Below are 17397 nucleotides of genomic sequence, written 5' to 3'. Positions count from 1 at the left end.
TCCTTGTACGGTTATCCGTTACGGTCGATCAATCGACCATATCGGCGATCAGGCGCCGAAGCTCGCGGCGCGACAGCGTCGGGCGGCGGCGCGGCGCGCGGGCCGGAGAAATCCGGGCCGTCTGCGCCCGGCCGGCCAGCGACAGCGCGGGCAGAGCGGGAAAAATCGAAGGGTTGTTATAGAAGTTCGTCATCATCTTTATCTTTGCTTTGAATGTTGTGGTTTTTGGAGACCGGCGCCACTGCGCCGATCCCGTATCGTTTGATCCTTGAAGGATCAGAGCCCGCGCCGTTTGCGCTGGCTGGGCGGAACCGGCCCGCCGCCGCGTTCGCGGTAGACAAGGCGGCCCTTGCTGAGGTCATAGGGCGTCACTTCGACGCGCACGGCGTCGCCGACGACCGACCGGATGCGGAAACGCCGCATCCGGCCCGCCGTATAGACGATGAGCCGATGACCGTTTTCGAGCGTGACGCCGAAGCGCCCGTCGGGCAGGATCTCGTTGATCTGCCCCTCGAAGGTCATGACTTCCTCTTTGGCCAAGATCAGGCCGACTGGAGGTTGACTGCCGACGTCTTGCCGTTCTTGCCGGTTTCGAGTTCGAACTGGACGCGCTGGTCCTTGTCCAACGTCGTCATGCCGGCGTTCTGGACGGCGGTGATGTGGACGAATGCGTCGCCCGAGCCATCTTCATTTTCGATGAAGCCATAGCCCTTGTCCTGGCTGAAGAATTTTACGGTGCCGATCGGCATAGGGTGTTTCCTTTCACGAGAAACGGGAATCCCCCGGCAAAAGCACCGGAGGAGCTGGTAGCGTGTGAAGGGAAGAGTCTGCCCCAAGGGGCCGTCAAATTCCGTCGCAGGCGACGTTAGCGAGGCCGATATGGAGGATTGTTCCCGAAAAGTCAAGGTGCCGCGCAAATGGCGGTAAAATTGCGCGCCGCAACGCCCCCCGATTTTAAGTCATCCCGAGCCGGCGGAATATAAGCAAGACGCGCCATTCTATTTTCCACGATCGCCACAATATTCGCCATTATTCAGCCGCGCGGCGCCGTTTTACGTGGCGTGCGCCGCGCGCCCGGCGGCGGGGGGCGGACCGACCGCGCGATCGTTAGCGCGCGCCCGCGTTTCGACCATGCGGTCGAGCCGCGCGTCGGTGCGGCGGCGCTTGGCAAAACTGCGCCCCTCTTCGCGCAGCATCTCCACCGGCTCGTCATGCCCCCGGATCGCGCAGTCGAGAAACTCGTCAGCGAGCCGCGTCCGCGCAATCAGCACCGCCGCCGCGCAGCCGATGCGAAACGTCGCCCCTTAGGGCCGCTGTTTCAACTGATAGGCGGCGGACGGCGACATGCCGACCTTCGCCCGCTGTAGCTGAGATTTCCAGTGGGAGATTGCGAGGAGGCGAGTGATGGATGACTTCTTTAAGCCCCATTCGCCGCGCTAAGTATCGCCCGCACGCTCGCCGTCGCCACGTCGGTATCGAGGCCGCAGCCGAACAGGCTTTTCCCGTCGGCGGTACGGCATTCGACATAGGCTGCGGCCTGCACATTGCTGCCTTGGCCGATCGCGTGTTCGCTGTAATCGACGATGTCCATCAGCGGGCCGCCGGATTCGGCGAGCGCAGCGATGACGCTGCTCATCAGGCCGTTGCCGCGGCCGCTTACGCTGCGTTCGGTGCCGTCGATGGTTAGCTTGCCGGCGAAGATGCGGTCGGCACCCGAATGGGTCTCCGACCAGTCGACGAGCTGGAAGCGCTTGCCTTCGGTGGCGAGATAGGTGCGTTCGAACGCCTGCCAGATATCGTCGGCGGCGAGTTCGCGGCTCGTTTCGTCGGCGAGCGCCTGGACGACATGGCTGAAGCTCGCCTGCATCTTCTTGGGCAGCTTCAGTCCCTTGTCCTGTTCAAGCACCCAGGCGACGCCGCCCTTGCCCGACTGGCTGTTGACGCGGATCACCGCTTCGTAGCTGCGGCCCAGATCGGCGGGGTCGATGGGCAGATAGGGCACCTCCCACGCTTCGTCATTCTGGCGTTCGCGTGCGGCGAAACCCTTCTTGATCGCGTCCTGATGGCTGCCCGAAAAGGCGGTGTAGACCAGATCGCCGCCATAGGGATGGCGCGGGTGGACGGGGATATTGTTGCAATATTCGACCGTCTGGATGACCTGATCGATGTCCGAGAAATCCAGCTCGGGATCGACGCCCTGCGTGTACATGTTGAGCGCGATGGTGACGAGGCAGGTGTTGCCGGTGCGCTCGCCATTGCCGAACAGGCAGCCTTCGACGCGGTCGGCGCCGGCGAGCAGGCCGAGCTCGGCCGCGGCGACGCCGGTGCCGCGGTCGTTGTGCGTGTGCAGGCTGATCAGCGCGGCGTCGCGGTTCGGCAGATGCTTGCTGAAATATTCGATCTGGTCGGCGTAGATATTGGGGGTCGCCGCCTCGACCGTCGCGGGCAGGTTGAGGATGATCGGCTTGTCGGCGCTGGGCTGGAGAATGTCCATCACCGCGGCGCAGACCTCGATCGAGAAATCGATCTCGGTCGTCGAGAAGCATTCGGGGCTATATTCGAAGCGCCAGTCGGTGCCGGGCAGGCGCGCGGCATTGTCGCGCAGCTGCTTCGCGCCTTCGACGGCGATCGCCTTGATATCGGCCTTGTCCATGCCAAAGACGATCTTGCGCCACGCGGGCGCGACGGCGTTGTAAACGTGGACGATCGCGGTTTTCGCGCCCGCGAGGCTGTCGAAGCTGGTGCGAATGAGGTCGGCGCGGCTCTGCGTCAGCACCTGCGGCGTGACGTCATCGGGGACGCGGCCCGAGCGGACGAGGTTCTGGATATAGTCGAAATCGGTCGCGCCCGAGGCGGGGAAGCCGACCTCTATCTCCTTCAGCCCGCAGCGCACGAGCAGGTCGAAGAAGCGCGTCTTTTTCTCGGCATCCATCGGATCGATCAGCGACTGGTTTCCGTCGCGCAGATCGGTCGACAGCCAGATCGGCGCGCGCGTGATCGTGCGCGAGGGCCACTGGCGATCGGTCAGCGGAATCTGGGGAAAGGGGCGGTATTTGACCGAAGGGTCGCGGAGCATGGTCATGGGGTGAAATTCTTCTGCTGGGATTGGCTGGCTGTGTCGATCGGACCCTTGAGCGGGTGGCCGCGACTAACGCGCAGCCAGTGTCACGCCCAAGGGCGTGTAAGTCGCAGAAGAAGAAGAGCGTTGCCGCGCATGGCGCCCCCATGATGCATAATGTCGCGCTTGGCAAGGGCAACGTGCGAAAATGTCGCCGGACCGCCATCCGGGAGGATGGGCGGCGGCCCGGCGCAGGGTGGGGTTAACGGTGGGAGAGGGCGTTGCCCCCTCAGGCGTCTTCGTTGTCGCGGACGTGGCCTTCGGCGGGATCGCGCGCGTCGTCGTCGTCATCGTCATCGAAATCATCGCCGAATTCGAAGACTTCCTCCTCGACCATATTGTCAGCGGCGTGGATGCGCACGCCGATCAGCCAGTCGGCAAGCGGGCCTTCCCAGCCCGCCTCGACCGGGGCGAGCGCATCGGCGGCGCTGCCCGCCGGGCGATCGCCGACAAGGTCGAAATCCTGCACCCCGTCGTCGGGCGGGGTGATGTAGACATGGGGTTCGAGCCGGACATGCGTCCATCCGGCGGTGGGGGCGAGGCCGTCGGCCTCGACAATCAGCAGCGGATCGTCCGCATCGCCGCCGACCATGGCGGCCACCTCGACTATTTCGCGAACCAGTTCGCTCATCGTGCCGACTCCTGCGAAAAGGGCGGGGCCCCAACCGGACCCCGCCCCCTGGCTAGCGGCGCTGTGTGACAGATTGATGCGTCACTGTTTTTCGAAGGCGGCGTGGATGTCGAGCTTCACCTCGTCGCTGACGAAGGGGATGCCGTAGAGGACGCCGAAATCGCTGCGCTTGATCGTCGTTTCGGCTTCGAAACCGACGGTATCCTTCTTGCTCATCCCCATGCCGGCGCCGTGAAATTCGACGTCGAGGGTGACGGGGCGGGTAACGCCATTGAGGGTGAGGTTGCCCGTGACCTTTGCCTCTGTCCCGTCGTCGTCGAGGACGACCGCAGTCGAAACGAAGCGGGCGTCGGCGGGGGCGGGACCGAAGAAGTCGGGCTTGCCGCCGTCCTTGCCCGCGCGCAGCAGATGCGCGGTCAAGCCGGCGCTGGCGGTGGTGACCTTCGACACCGGGATGACGACGTCGACCTTTGCGGCGGCAGGGTTGGCGGGATCGAGCACGAGGGTGCCGGTCACGTCGCCGAAGATGCCGGTATAGTTGCTGAAGCCGAGGTGATCGACGCGCCACACGACCATCGTGTGCGCAGGATCGGCGGCGTAGGTGCCGGCGGTAACGCCGGTCTTGTCGGGCGCGCCGGGGGCGCCGGGCGCCTGGGCGACGACGACGGGAACGGCAACGACGGCAAGAGCGAAAAGCGTGGTGAGCGATGCGATACGGCGCATGAGCGGGAGCCTCCTGTTGGGGAGACGCGATGCTAGGCGAGGGCGCGCGTCGCCGTCAATCGCGTCGCCCGGAAACGCAGCGTTTCGTCCGCTCAGTCGATCCCGTCGCCGATCAGCGAGAAGGGCGCCCAAGCGCTGGGGTGCGACCAGCTTTTGAGGAAGTCGTCGGCGCGCGGATCGTTGCGGATATCGCGCATCGCGTGCTGTAACGCCTCGGCGCGCGAGAGGCCGGGGTTCTTCTGCATCAGTTCGAACAATCGCACGGTGAGTACCGAGGCGACGTCGTCGCGCACCGGCCAGTGCGAGGCGAGCATGCTTTCGGCGCCCGCGAAGAAGAAGGCGCGCGCCAGCCCCGACAGCCCCGGCGCCCCTTCGCTGCCGTCGCCCGAGGCGGTGTTGCACGCCGACAGCACGACCCAGCGCGCGCCGAGGTGCAGCCCCGCGACTTCAGACGCGGTAAGCAGCCCGTCGTCGAGCGGGGTCGCGGTGGCGGGCGGGGTGAAGACCAGGCCGGGTTCGGCGAGCCCCTTTACCTCGCCCGCGATCAGCCCGTGGGTCGCGAGAAAAAGCACCGAGAGATGTTCGAGATCGCTGCGCTTGAGATTGGTTTCGGTAGCGGTGCCGGCGAGATAGAGGCGCGCGGCGTCGGCGCCGAGCAGCGCCTGCATCGCCTTCAATTCGGCCTCGGTCCCCGGCAGTCGGGCAAGGCGGCGCAGCGCCGCGGGATCGGCGAGCGGCTGCGCATCGCCGATCGCGGGTTGCAGCCCGGCGGTGACGGGGAGTCCGCTGCTGCGCGTGCCGCGCGCGCGGGCGCTGGCAATGCCGCGTGCGGCCGCCCGACCCTCGAGCACCGGATCGCCGAAGCCGACCATGCGCGTGCCCGCCTGGCCCTCGTCGCGCGCCGCGACAGCGCGCAGCAATTGCAGCGACTGGAGCGAAGGAAGCTGAAGCAGCGCGGGGCCGTCGGCGAGCCATTTCGTCGCGCGCAGCACCGCAGGATCGCCATCGGCGCCGGTCGGCTTTTCGGTGACGAGGATGCCGAGCGGCAGCGAGGAAAGCGACCCGGTCGCGGCGGTGAAGAGATGGCGCTTGCCCGCAAGATCGGCGGCGAAGGGCGAGAGCAGCCGGTCGTAGAGCAGCCAGGCGGTGCCGCGATCGAAGGGAAAATCGCCTTCGCCTTCGGCCGACCATTTTGCATCCTCTTCGGCGGTGACGTCGATGCTGGCGCCGACGTCCCACAGCAGGCGGCGCACATGCGCGTTGACCTCTGCCGCGGGCATGTCGGCGCGATTCCAGCGCAGCGCGTCATGGGTGACGAGCAGGACATGGGTGCCAAATTCGGACGGCACGAGCATGACGAAGGCTTCGTCGGGCGCGAGCAGCGCCTGCGCCTCTGCGATGGCGAGCGGACGCGGCCGGATCAGCGCGAAATAGTCGGGTGTCGCCGCGGTAATCGCGGCATCGACCTGCGCGCGCCGATCGTCCTTGCGCGCGATTTCGGATTGCAGCGTCGAGAACTGACGCTGGCGTTCGGCGGGGTCGTCGGGGAGCGTTTCGAGCTTCGTGTTGAGCGCCGCGATCTCTGCATCGATCCGGCGTCGTTCCTCGACGAGCGGCGAGACCGAAGCGCGCGCCGCGGCGCGTTCGGCGGCGGCCCGCGCGACGGCCCGGCTGGTCGTTCCCGCCATCGCATCCTGCAACGCGGTGAAAGCCTGTTCGGCGGCAGCGCCGTCATGCACGCCCTTCGCCCACAGGGCGTCGGCGTAGAGCAGGAAATAATCGGCGTAGCGGCGTTCGCCGAGCCATGCCCAGGGATCGGCGGTCACCCAGTCGAGCTTCATTTCGTCGAAGCGGTCGAAGCCGAGCGCATCGCGGAAACTGGTCATGCCGAGCGCGGCATGGCGCGCCGCGGCGAGCGCCAGTGCCGGATCGCCGCGGTTGCGCAGCAGCAGTTCGGAAAGATCGGCCTTGAGCGCGTTGAGCGTGTCGTCGGGATCGCCGAAGCTGCCGCGCCGCGCCGAGCGCCGGTCGGGGTCGAGATAGAGGGCGAGATGGTCGTTGGCGGGATCGCCCAGCACATCGGCCAGCACTGCGATCGCGGCGGCGCTGCGATCGCGCTTCTTGAGGAAGGTGGTGAGATTGTCGAGCGCATGAAGGGTACGGAAATCACCGGCGCCAAACGCCTTGCGTTCGACGGCCAGCGCCTCGCGGTAGACGGCTTCGGCTTCGGTATCATTGACGGGCAGATCGTCGAGATCCCAGGCAAGGTCGCGCAGCGCCTTGGCATATTCGTCGCTGTCCTTGCCGTAATGGCCGGCGAACAGCGCCACCTTGCGGCGGCTGTTGGCGATGCGTTCGATCTCGTCGCCATAGCTCGACAGGGTGCGTCTCTCCGCCTCGATCGCCTTTTGCTCGGCGTCGAAATCGATCCCGGCGAGCTGGGTGCCGACGAGCGCACCGAAACCATAGCGGGCGAGCTGGTCGCGGGCGCGGTCGGCCTTGCCCGCCGCGACCGCCGCCTTGGCATAGGCTTCGGCGATGCCGGTCACATCATTGACCATATCCTTGTCGAAATATTCGCCGCTGCCCGCCTTGCCCTTCGTATAATGCGGGCTGGCGACCAGGATTGCGAGGATGCGTTCGTCGAGGGCAAGCGCGTCGTCGGGGTGGTTCGCGCCCGCAAGCGCGGCGCGATAGTCGTAATAGCGGCGGACGAGGCGGAAATCGGGGCCTTCGCAATCGTCGCCGGTGCAGGCATCGATCGCGGCGAGGCTGTCGTCGAACAGCCGTTTGCGCAGCGCCCCGGCGTCGTCGGCGCGGCCGACGAGGGCGAGCAGCGCAGCGTAGCTCGACAGCATGTCGGCGCGCTTGTCGCGCGCGCGGTCGCAGCGCGTGCCCCATGCCGGGCCCTCGCACCCCGCCCAGCGCGGTTCGAAGCGCGCGATGACGGTATCGAAAGCGGCGACGGCTTCGCCGCCGCGCCCGACGTCGTTGAGCATCTGTCCATATTCGAGCAGGGTATCGCCAAGATCGGTATCATCGCGCGCGCAGCCCATCACCATGCCGGGGACCCGGCGGCCGCAGCCATAGGCTTCCTCGGTCAACGCGTGGACATAGTGGGAGAAGGGCTCGATCGCCTCTTCGCGGTAGCCGTTGACGCGCAGTGCGATCGCATATTGGCGTTCGACATCGGCGGTCGCATAGGTGCCCGCACCGTACAGCGCGGTGGCGATTTCGACGGCGCGTACGAGCGCCTGCCGCGATTCGGGTGCCCGGTGCGCCCAGCTGAGATTATTCGCGTGGACGAGCAGCTTGGCGAGATAGGGAGCGCTCTTCTCGCCGCGGTCGGCGGCGATCAGCTTGAGCGTGCGTTCGGAGATGGCGGCGCGGTCGGCAAGATCGGCCGCCAGTTCCTTGCGGTCATTCTCGGCAACTTTCTCGGCGGTCGCCGGTGACAGGTCGGGGACGATCTGCGCCGCGGCCGGTAGCGCGGCGACGAGCCAGAACACCGCCCATATCCCCGCCAGCATCGTCCGCATCCGCCGCATATCCCGCCCCCCGCGAACGGCCGCGCCGGCAAGGCGGCGAAGCCGGAAGCCAAAGTGTTAGGCAAAATTGCGACGCGGCGCAAATCGGGCGTAGAGGGCTTTGGGGAGCTTGGGCGGCTTTGGCGGGAAGCGAGGGTTATTGCCCCGCGGCGCGGCGCTCCGCAAACCATTGGCGCAGCATCGCGGCGGTGCAGCCGGTGAAGCCGTAAGAGCCGATCACCGAGCAACTGTCGGGACGCGTCAGGCGGGCGACATTGTCATAATCCTCGACCCGCGCGCCCCAGGCGCTGCCGCCGACCGACGTGTCCTCGTCCTTGCCGCGCAACTCCTTCGGCACGCGGTAGCGGTCCGATTCAGGGCGCTGGGCGCAGACGACGATGTCCTCACCCTCGGCGACCGGACAATGGTCGTCGCCATAGGTGACGAGAAAGGAGATGCGTTCGGGCGGTTCGCTGTGCTGCGCGAGGCTTTCGTCCTGCGCGGCGGCGGGTAGCGGGGCCAGCAGCATGGCGGCGGCGAGCAGCAGCGACGGGGCGGCGGTTGAAATCGACATGGCGTTCCCTCTGACCATCCCCGTATCCGCAATAGGCACGCGAAGATGAACGCAAGCCGAACCGGGCTCAGGCGATATCGAGCGACGCGGCGATGGCGGCCCATATTTCAGCGAGTTCGTCAGCGCCGGTGCAATAGGGCGGCATGACGTAGACGCTGTTCCCAAGCGGGCGCAGCAGCACGCCCCGATCGCGGTAGAAGGCGGTGAGGCGGGGAGCGAGCGCCGAAAGATAGCCCGCATCGGGAACCACGAGATCGAGCGCGGCGATGGTGCCAAGGTGGCGCGTGTTGGTGATGCGCGGATCGGCCGCCAGCATCGCGAGATGCGCGGCCTGCGCATCGGCGAGCGCGTCGATCCGCTGCTGCACCGGTTCGTTGCGCCAGATGGCGAGATTGGCGTTGGCGGCGGCGCAGGCGATGGGGTTCGCGGTATAGCTCGACGAATGATAGAAGGTCTTTGCGCGGTCGGGCGAATAATGCGCCGCGAATATCGCTTCGCTGCACAGCGTCACCGCGAGCGGCATCGCGCCGCCGGTGAGGCCTTTCGACAGGCAGACGATATCGGGGATCACCCCCGCCTGGTCGCAGGCGAAGCGCGTGCCGGTGCGGCCCCAGCCGGTCATCACTTCATCCGCAATGAAGAGAACGCCGTGCGCCGCACAAATGCTGCGCATTTCGGCGAGCACCCACGCGGGATAGATCAGCATGCCGCCGGCGCCGAGAATCAGCGGTTCGACGATGAAGGCGGCGGGCTTTTGCAGGCAGGCGGCTTCGAGCGCGTCTAGCGCGGCCTGCTCCATACCTTCATGGGGGAAGGGGATGGCGTCGACGTCGAACAGCAAAGGTTGCCACGCGCGGTTGTAGACGCCGCGCTCGCCGACCGACATCGTGCCGATCGTGTCGCCATGATAGCTGTGGTCGAGGACGAGAATGCGGCTGCGCGCCTCGCCGATGTTGAACCAGTAGCCGAGCGCCATCTTGAGCGCGACCTCGACGCTGGTCGAACCCGAGTCCGAAAAGAAGACGCGGGTGAGCGGGTCGGGGGTGATGCGGATCAGTTCGGCGGCGAGGCTTTCGGCGGGTTCGTGTGTCCAGCCCGCGAAAATGAGCTGGTCGAGCTTTTCGGTCTGGGCCCGGATCGCGGCCATGATTTGCGGGTGCGCATGGCCGTGCGTCGTCACCCACCAGCTTGAGATCGCGTCAATCCAGCTATTGCCCTCGGCGTCGTAAAGGCGCGCGCCGCGAGCGCGGTCGATCAGCGGGATCGGCTCGCCGAGGCCGTGCTGGGTGAAGGGGTGCCAGACGGGGGACATTGGCGGTTTCTCTCTTTTGCGTTTGCGCTGCGCTTGTCGAAACACCGCATTTTCGTCGGATGCCCGATAAAGACAAGGACGGCCCTTTGACAAGCTCGGGGGCGAACGGGAATTGGAGTCAGGAGAAATCCGCGATGTTGAAATTGGCCGCGAAAGCCGCCGCGAGCGCCTCGGGGGTCAGCGGGTCAAGGTGGGGGAGGCGGCCGAGACGCTTTGCGCCCGATAGTGCCGCGATGATCGCTTCGCTGTCGGGGGCCGCCTCGCCGACAAAGGCGATCCCGTGGATGGGGACGTGGCGGGCCTTCAGCGCCTCGATCGTGAGCAGGCTGTGGTTGATCGTGCCGAGCGCGGTGCGCGCGCAGACGATCACCGGAATCTGCCAGCGCGCGAACAGGTCGGCGTAGAGCATCGTGCGGGTGACGGGGACGAGCGCGCCGCCCGCGCCTTCGATCAACAGGTCGCCGGGCGGCGGGGCGAGCGCGTCGGCGTCGATGGTCACGCCGTCGATTTCGGCGGCCAGGTGCGGCGAGGCGGGGGTGACGAGGCGCCAGGCTTCGGGATGGACGCGAACGCCGGCGAGGCGCGCGACGGCTTCGCTGTCGGTCTCCTCTTCGAGCCCCGACTGGATCGGCTTCCAATAGGGCAGGCCGAGCGCGCCCGCGAGCGCGGCCGAAAAGACAGTTTTGCCGATGCCGGTATCGGTGCCGGTGACGACGAAGCGGGTCATGCCGCCGCCATCGCCGCCGACAGCGCATCGACCATCGCGTCGATGTCGCGGGTCGAGACGTTGAGGGTGATCGCGATGCGCAGCCGCGCCGTGCCCTGCGGCACCGTCGGCGGGCGGATGCCGCGGATGTCGAAACCCTCGGCCTGCAGCATGGCGGCGATCCCCATCGTGCGGGCGTTGTCGCCGATGACGACGGGGATGATCTGGCTGCCGCTCGGCGCGATGCCGAGCGCCGCGAGCCGCTTTTCGGCGTGGCGGACGAGCCCCGAGAGCCGCGCCGCGCGCTCGGGCTGTTCGGCGACGATTTCGAGCGCCTGGCGGACGAGCCACGCCATGAGCGGCGAGGGCGCGGTCGAGAAGATGAAGGGACGGCCGCGGTTGACGAGGAAGTCGCGCACGATCGCGGGGCCGCAGAGCAACGCGCCTTCGCAGCCCAGCGCCTTGCCGCAGGTGTGGAGCGTGATCAGATTGGCCCGCGGCGCGAGCGCGTGGGCAAGCCCCTGTCCTGCCGGGCCATAGACGCCCGTCGCATGCGCTTCGTCGACGATCAGTACCGCGTCGTGGCGGTCGGCGAGGACGGCGAGGTCGGCGAGCGGGGCCCTGTCGCCGTCCATCGAATAGAGGCTTTCGACCGCGATCCATGGCGTGCCGGTGCCGCCGCCCGCGCGCCAGCGAAGGATCGCGTCTTCAAAGGCTTGCGGGTCGTTGTGCGCAGCCGCCGTGCGCTCGGCGCGGCCGAGTTTCATCCCGTCGTGCGCGCTCGCATGGATCAGCGCGTCGTGGACGATCAGGTCGCCGCGCTGCGGCAGCGTCGCGAACAGCGCGGCGTTGGCGGCGAAGCCGGTGGGGAAGAAGAGCGCCGCCTCGGTGCCATAGTGGCGCGCCGCATGCGCCTCGAGCGCTTCATGCTCGGCATGGTTGCCGCGCAGCAGCCGCGAGCCGCCCGAGCCAGCCGGAATGCCGCGCGCGGCGCCCTGCGCCAATGCTTCGGCGAGCGCGTAGGAACCCGCGAGCGCGAGATAGTCGTTCGAGGAGAAATCGATCCCGGCGCGCGGCGCGAGCGCGCGGCGGCGGTCGGCGGCGGCGAGGGCTTCGAGGTCGGCACGGTGGGCGTGAAAGGGATTAGGCCGTGGGGGCAAGGATGATAATCTCACAACAGGAAAATCCGCTCGCCCCGAGCCTGTCGAAGGGCGGTTCTATTCTTCGACGATGGAAGAAGGAAGAACGGTGCTTCGACAGGCTCAGCACGAGCGGAAAGAGAGGGAACGCTTTCCCCCGTCGTCGATCAGTTGACCGCCTTGTCGACCAGCTTGTTCTTGGCGATCCACGGCATCATCGCGCGCAGTTGGGCGCCGGTCTGTTCGATCGGATGCGCTGCGGCGGCCTTGCGGCTGGCTTTGAGTTCGGGCTGGCCGGCCTGGTTGTCGAGGACGAAATCCTTGACGAAGCGGCCCGAGGTGATGTCGGCAAGGACGCGCTTCATTTCGGCCTTGGTCTCGTCGGTGATGATGCGCGGACCCGTCTTGATGTCGCCATATTCGGCGGTGTTCGAGATCGAATAGCGCATATTCGCGATGCCGCCTTCATAGAGGAGATCGACGATCAGCTTGGTTTCGTGGAGGCATTCGAAATAGGCCATTTCGGGGGCGTAGCCCGCCTCGACGAGCGTTTCGAAACCCGCCTGGATGAGGTGGGTGATGCCGCCGCACAGCACCGCCTGTTCGCCGAAAAGATCGGTTTCACACTCTTCCTTGAAGGTCGTTTCGATGATGCCGCTGCGGCCGCCGCCGACGGCGGAGGCGTAGCTGAGGGCGAGCGCCTTGGCGTGGCCGTTACCGCTGTTGCCCGATGCTTCCTGCGCAACCGCGATCAGGCAGGGAACGCCGCCGCCCTTCTGATATTCGCTGCGCACCGTGTGGCCGGGGCCCTTGGGCGCGACCATGAAGACGTCGATGTCGGGGCGCGCCTCGATGAGGCCGAAATGGATGTTGAGGCCGTGCGCAAAGGCGAGCGCGGCACCGGGCTTCAGATTGTCGGCGAGATCGTCGTAATAAATCCTTGCCTGATGCTCGTCGGGCGCCGCGATCATGATGACGTCGGCCCAGGCGGCGGCTTCCTTGTTCGACAGGACGCGGAAGCCGGCGCCTTCGGCCTTCTTCGCGGTTGCCGAGCCGGGGCGCAGCGCGATCGCGACATCCTTGACGCCGCTGTCGCGCAGGTTCTGCGCATGGGCGTGGCCCTGGCTGCCATAGCCCAGGATGGCGACCTTCTTGTTCTTGATCAGATCCTGGTCGGCGTCGCGATCGTAGTAAACCTGCATTTTCTTCTTCCCCATAGTGTGTCCCCGCGAAGGCGGGGACCCATTTGACGTTGACTGGACCCCCACCTTCGCGGGGGAACGCGAAAGTGAAACTAGAGCGCCTCCGGCCCGCGGGCGATGGCGACGATGCCGGTGCGGCCGACCTCGACCAGACCGCATTCGCGCATCAGCGCGATGAAACGGTCGACCTTGTCGCTGTTGCCGGTGATTTCGAAAATGAAGCTTGTCAGCGTCGTGTCGACGACCTTGGCGCGGAAGACGTCGGCAAGGCGCAGCGCCTCGATGCGCTTTTCGCCGGTGCCGGCGACCTTCACCAGCGCGATCTCGCGTTCGACATGCGCGCCCTGATCGGTGAGGTCGGTGACCTGATGCACCGGCACCAGCCGGTCGAGCTGCGCGATGATCTGGTCGATCACCGCGGGCGGACCCGAGGTGACGATGGTGATCCGCGACAGCGCATGATCGGCGCTGATATCGGCGACGGTCAGGCTTTCGATATTATATCCGCGCGCCGAGAAGAGCCCGGTGATCTTGGCGAGGATGCCCGCCTCGTTATCGACGGTGACGGCGAGCACGTGGCGCTCGCCCGTTTCGGTGGTGATTTTCATCGTTATTCCTTCCCCTCCCGCTTGCAGGAGGGGATCGAGGGGTGGGGGCGAGCGCATCGAGCAGGCGGCGTTGCGGTGCCCACCCCGCTGCGGCGAGCGAACAAGTTCGCAAGCCTTGCTGCCCCTCGCGCAGGCGGGAGGGGATGAAGAGCGTCTGCCATCATCACACCAGCGCTTTCGCTTCGTCGTCCATCGTCCCGGTGACGTCGCTCGGCTGGAGGATCATGTCGGTGTGCGCCGCGCCCGACGGGATCATCGGGAAGCAGTTGGCGAGCTTGGCGACGCGGCAGTCGACGATCACCGGACCCGGCGTCTCGATCATCTGCCGGATGCCGTCCTCAAGCTCGCCTAGCGTGTCGATCCTGAGGCCGGTCCAGCCATAGGCGGCGGCCAGTTTCACGAAATCGGGCAGGCTGTCCGAATAGCTGTTCGAATAGCGGCTTTCGTAGGTCAGTTCCTGCCACTGGCGGACCATCCCCATCCATTCATTATTGAGGATGAAGATCTTCACCGGCAGGCGGTACTGGCTGACCGTGCCCATTTCCTGGATGTTCATCTGCAGCGAGGCTTCGCCCGCGATGCAGACGACGAGGCGGTTCGGGTGCGCGATCTGTGCGCCGACGGCGGCGGGAAATCCGTAGCCCATCGTGCCGAGCCCGCCAGAGGTGAGCCAGCGGTTGGGCGCGGCAAAGCCGAAATGCTGCGCCGCCCACATCTGGTGCTGGCCGACCTCGGTCGTGATGATCGGATCGCGGCCGCGGGTCGCGTCAAAGAGCGCCTTGACCGCGCGCTGCGGCATGATTTCGGCGCCCGCGTCCTTCTTTTCGGGGAAGTCGAGGCAGCGCGTCGCGCGCCAGCCGTCGATGCGGCGCCACCATTCGCCAAGGTCGCGCGCCTTGTGGCCCTTGTCGGCCCAGGCCGCGATCAGCGCGTCGAGCGCGCGGCCGGCATCGCCGACGACCGCGATGTCAACCGGGACGATCTTGTTGATCGAGCTGCGGTCGATGTCGATGTGGATCTTCTTCGCCTCGGGCGCGAAGGCGTCGAGGCGGCCGGTGACGCGGTCGTCGAAGCGCGCGCCGACCGCTATGATGAGGTCGGCGCGGTTCATCGCCATGTTCGATTCATAGGTGCCGTGCATGCCGAGCATGCCCAGCCATTTCGGATCGTCCGACGGAAAGGCGCCCAGCCCCATCAGGGTCGAGGTGATCGGTGCGCCGGTCAGGCTGACGAGCTGGCGCAGCGCCGCGCTGGCGTCGGGGCCGGCGTTGATGACGCCGCCGCCGGTATAGAAGATCGGGCGTTCGGCCGCGGCGATCATGTCGATCGCCTGCGCGATGGCGCCGGCATCGGGTTCGACCTGCGGACGATAGCTTTGATGCTCGATCTTTTCGGGCACGCTATAGCTGCCCGTCGCGACCTGCACATTTTTCGGAATGTCGATGACGACGGGGCCGGGGCGGCCGTGCGTCGCGATGTAGAAAGCCTCGTGAATCACGGCGCCCAGCCGGTCGGGGTCCATGACCAGATAATTATGCTTGGTGCAGTGGCGCGTGATGCCCACCGTGTCGCATTCCTGAAAGGCGTCGGTGCCGATCAGCGTCGTCGGCACCTGACCCGTCAGCACGACCATCGGGATCGAATCGAGCAGCGCGTCGGTGATGCCGGTGACGGCGTTGGTCGCGCCGGGCCCCGAGGTGACGAGCACGACCCCGGGCTTGCCGGTCGAGCGCGCATAGCCCTCTGCCGCGTGGGTCGCGGCCTGTTCGTGGCGAACGAGGACATGCTTGATCGAGGGATGATTGAAGAGGGCGTCGTAGATCGGAAGTACCGCGCCGCCCGGATAGCCGAACACCGTATCGACCCCGAGGTCGACCAGCGCCTGAACCACCATGTCGGCACCACTCATTTCCTTCACGACATGCGCTCCTTTCTTCGTGCGGCCCGATGCTGGGCGCAGCCTGTCCGCGGCCTTGTTGCGCCGCAGCAGGCAGCGGGCAATAGGTATATGATTCTATCCTGTCAACAGTCTATCACGTAATAATATTGCGATTTGATTGATAGAATCGATGGATAATGACTCTTCGTGGTGCGGCCATCCGGCGGGGGGCTGGTGGCGGAACCAGGTATATTGCCGCTTCGCATATTGGCGGGTCGCCGCTTGCGCCGCCTCGAGCGCCGTCTCGCGGCTGCTTTCGCCGCGGACATGCGCCGCGACCTGCGGCACGCCGATCGCGCGCATGACAGGCAGATCGGGGTCGAGCCCGCGCGCGAGCAGCGCGCTGACCTCCTCGATCGCGCCGCCGTCGAACATACGCACAAGGCGGGTGTCGCAGCGCTCGCGCAGCCAGTCGCGCGGCGGCAGCAGAATGAGCGGCACCAGCGTGATCGCCTCGGCGATGCCGCCGCTGCGTTCCTGTTGCCACGCAGCGAGCGTCCGGCCGGTCGCGCGCACCACCTCGAGCGCGCGCGCGATGCGGGTCGTGTCGGCAGGATTGAGCCGGGCGGCAGCGGCGGGATCGGCTTTGGCGAGCGCGGCATAAGCGTCGGCGACGGGCAGGGCGCGCACTGCTTCGCGAATATCCGGGTCGATTTCGGGCACCGGGGCGATGCCGTCGAGCAGCGTGCGCAGATAGAGGCCGGTGCCGCCGACGAGGATGGGAACCTTCCCCGCGGCGTGCGCGTGGGACAGGGTGCGGCGCGCTTCTTCGGCCCAACGCGCCGCATTGTGGGCGGACCCGCCATCGACATGACCGAAGAGGCGATGCGGGATGCCGGCCATCTCCGCCGCGTCCGGCCGTGCCGAGAGGAGGGGGATGTCCACATAAACCTGACTCGCGTCGGCGTTGACGACCTCTGCGTCGCCGAGCGCCTGGGCGAGGGCGACCGCCAATGCGCTCTTGCCGCTGGCGGTGGGGCCAGCGATAAGCGCCACCGGTGGACGGTGCGTGAAGGAAGAAGAAGGAGATGCCATGTTCGTTGCAACGCTGATAGCAGCCGGGAAGCTGACGGGCGAGGTGGTCCGCGAAGCGATCGACCGTCTCGATGCGACAGGACATGAGGTGGGCGCGCCGCACTGGATCGACGAGGGCGACGCCGCGGACATCTTCTTTCAGGGCAGTCTGGTCAGCGCGCGCGCCGAACTGGCAAAAATGGATCATGGCGCGCTCGACGTCGTCGTCCAGCCGCTTGGCGACCGGACGAAGAAGCTGATCATCGCCGACATGGATTCGACAATGATCACCGTCGAATGCATCGACGAACTGGCCGACTATGCCGGGATCAAGCCGCAGATCGCCGCGATCACCGAACGCGCGATGCGCGGCGAACTAGATTTTCGCGCCGCGCTGATCGAGCGCGTCGGGCTGCTCCGCGGCATGGCCGAGGCGACGATCGCCGAATGCCGGGCGGAACGCGTCAGACTGACCCGCGGTGCGCGCACGCTGGTCCAGACGATGAAGGCGAATGGCGCCTGGTCGGTGCTGGTGTCGGGCGGTTTCCTGCCCTTTGCCGCGCCGGTTGCCGAAGCGATCGGCTTCGACAAGGTGGTCGCGAACGAGCTGGAGATCGCCGGCGGCAAGCTGACCGGCAAGGTTGCCGAACCGATCGTCGACAGCTCGGCGAAGCTCGAAACGCTGCGCGCCGAGGCCGCGGCGCGCGGGCTGACGCTGGGCGACACGCTGGCGGTCGGCGACGGCGCGAACGATATTCCGATGATCACGTCGGCGGGGCTCGGGATCGGCTATCACCCGCATCCCGCCGCCGCCGCGGCCGCCGATGCGGCGATCCGCCACCACGACCTGACCGCGCTTTTGTGGGCGCAGGGCTATGCGCGGCGCCAGTGGGTGATGGGATAG

At 66.7% G+C, this 17397-nt stretch carries 17 protein-coding genes; 1 reads left to right on the top strand and 16 read right to left on the bottom strand.

What is annotated here, in order from left to right; genetic code table 11:
- Window positions 1–28: 28 nt before the first annotated feature.
- From AOA14_RS19930 to miaA, 16 genes are all read right to left on the bottom strand, one after another.
- Window positions 29–196: a hypothetical protein gene (locus AOA14_RS19930; protein WP_156001238.1), complete on the bottom strand. Its 168-nt coding sequence runs from the start codon at window positions 194–196 to the stop codon at window positions 29–31.
- Window positions 197–276: 80 nt separating this feature from the next.
- Window positions 277–540, bottom strand: a complete 264-nt coding sequence (gene infA, locus AOA14_RS17370; protein ID WP_040590296.1) for a translation initiation factor IF-1 — start codon at window positions 538–540, stop codon at window positions 277–279.
- 2 nt (window positions 541–542) lie between these two features.
- Window positions 543–749, bottom strand: a complete 207-nt coding sequence (locus tag AOA14_RS17365) for a cold-shock protein (protein WP_003047572.1) — start codon at window positions 747–749, stop codon at window positions 543–545.
- Between the two features lie 303 nt (window positions 750–1052).
- Window positions 1053–1271, bottom strand: coding sequence for a hypothetical protein (locus tag AOA14_RS17360; RefSeq protein ID WP_062902710.1), 219 nt, complete (start codon window positions 1269–1271; stop codon window positions 1053–1055).
- 146 nt (window positions 1272–1417) lie between these two features.
- Complete coding sequence (leuA, locus tag AOA14_RS17355; protein WP_062902709.1) at window positions 1418–3082, bottom strand: 2-isopropylmalate synthase; 1665 nt, start codon at window positions 3080–3082, stop codon at window positions 1418–1420.
- 265 nt (window positions 3083–3347) lie between these two features.
- Window positions 3348–3749 (bottom strand): hypothetical protein, encoded by a 402-nt coding sequence (locus AOA14_RS17350; RefSeq protein ID WP_062902708.1) that lies wholly within the window; start codon window positions 3747–3749, stop codon window positions 3348–3350.
- Window positions 3750–3830: 81 nt separating this feature from the next.
- A complete protein-coding gene (locus AOA14_RS17345) occupies window positions 3831–4472 on the bottom strand; it encodes a YceI family protein (protein WP_062902707.1) in 642 nt (213 codons plus the stop codon).
- A gap of 92 nt (window positions 4473–4564) precedes the next feature.
- The gene (locus AOA14_RS17340) at window positions 4565–8011 is read right to left on the bottom strand and encodes a CHAT domain-containing protein (protein ID WP_062902706.1); all 3447 of its coding nucleotides are present in this window, start codon (window positions 8009–8011) and stop codon (window positions 4565–4567) included.
- Between the two features lie 145 nt (window positions 8012–8156).
- Window positions 8157–8573 carry a hypothetical protein gene (locus AOA14_RS17335; RefSeq protein ID WP_062902705.1) on the bottom strand — a complete coding sequence of 139 codons (417 nt, stop codon included), beginning with the start codon at window positions 8571–8573 and terminating at the stop codon, window positions 8157–8159.
- Window positions 8574–8640: 67 nt separating this feature from the next.
- On the bottom strand, window positions 8641–9885 hold the full coding sequence (locus AOA14_RS17330) for an adenosylmethionine--8-amino-7-oxononanoate transaminase (RefSeq protein WP_062902704.1): 1245 nt from the start codon (window positions 9883–9885) through the stop codon (window positions 8641–8643).
- A 118-nt stretch (window positions 9886–10003) separates the two neighbouring features.
- Entirely contained in the window at window positions 10004–10612 is a 609-nt protein-coding gene (bioD, locus tag AOA14_RS17325; protein WP_062902703.1) for a dethiobiotin synthase, read from the bottom strand.
- Window positions 10609–11751, bottom strand: a complete 1143-nt coding sequence (locus AOA14_RS17320) for an 8-amino-7-oxononanoate synthase (RefSeq protein ID WP_082819986.1) — start codon at window positions 11749–11751, stop codon at window positions 10609–10611. The genes bioD and AOA14_RS17320 overlap by 4 nt, the downstream gene beginning before the upstream one ends.
- Window positions 11752–11897: 146 nt before the next feature.
- Window positions 11898–12932: a ketol-acid reductoisomerase gene (ilvC, locus tag AOA14_RS17315; RefSeq protein WP_062903244.1), complete on the bottom strand. Its 1035-nt coding sequence runs from the start codon at window positions 12930–12932 to the stop codon at window positions 11898–11900.
- A gap of 92 nt (window positions 12933–13024) precedes the next feature.
- A complete protein-coding gene (ilvN, locus tag AOA14_RS17310; protein ID WP_062902701.1) occupies window positions 13025–13540 on the bottom strand; it encodes an acetolactate synthase small subunit in 516 nt (171 codons plus the stop codon).
- A gap of 163 nt (window positions 13541–13703) precedes the next feature.
- Window positions 13704–15458, bottom strand: coding sequence for a biosynthetic-type acetolactate synthase large subunit (ilvB, locus tag AOA14_RS17305; RefSeq protein ID WP_058813435.1), 1755 nt, complete (start codon window positions 15456–15458; stop codon window positions 13704–13706).
- A 96-nt stretch (window positions 15459–15554) separates the two neighbouring features.
- Window positions 15555–16514 carry a tRNA (adenosine(37)-N6)-dimethylallyltransferase MiaA gene (miaA, locus tag AOA14_RS17300; protein WP_062902700.1) on the bottom strand — a complete coding sequence of 320 codons (960 nt, stop codon included), beginning with the start codon at window positions 16512–16514 and terminating at the stop codon, window positions 15555–15557.
- On the opposite strand from miaA, the gene serB reads away from it, so the two are divergent.
- The gene (gene serB, locus AOA14_RS17295) at window positions 16513–17397 is read left to right on the top strand and encodes a phosphoserine phosphatase SerB (RefSeq protein ID WP_062902699.1); all 885 of its coding nucleotides are present in this window, start codon (window positions 16513–16515) and stop codon (window positions 17395–17397) included. The two genes, miaA and serB, sit on opposite strands and share 2 nt — an antisense overlap.

Source organism: Sphingopyxis terrae subsp. terrae NBRC 15098, assembly GCF_001610975.1.
GTDB lineage: Bacteria > Pseudomonadota > Alphaproteobacteria > Sphingomonadales > Sphingomonadaceae > Sphingopyxis > Sphingopyxis terrae_A.
The sequence above is the reverse complement of the archived record's forward strand: the minus strand, read 5'-3'. Positions and strand labels throughout refer to the sequence as shown.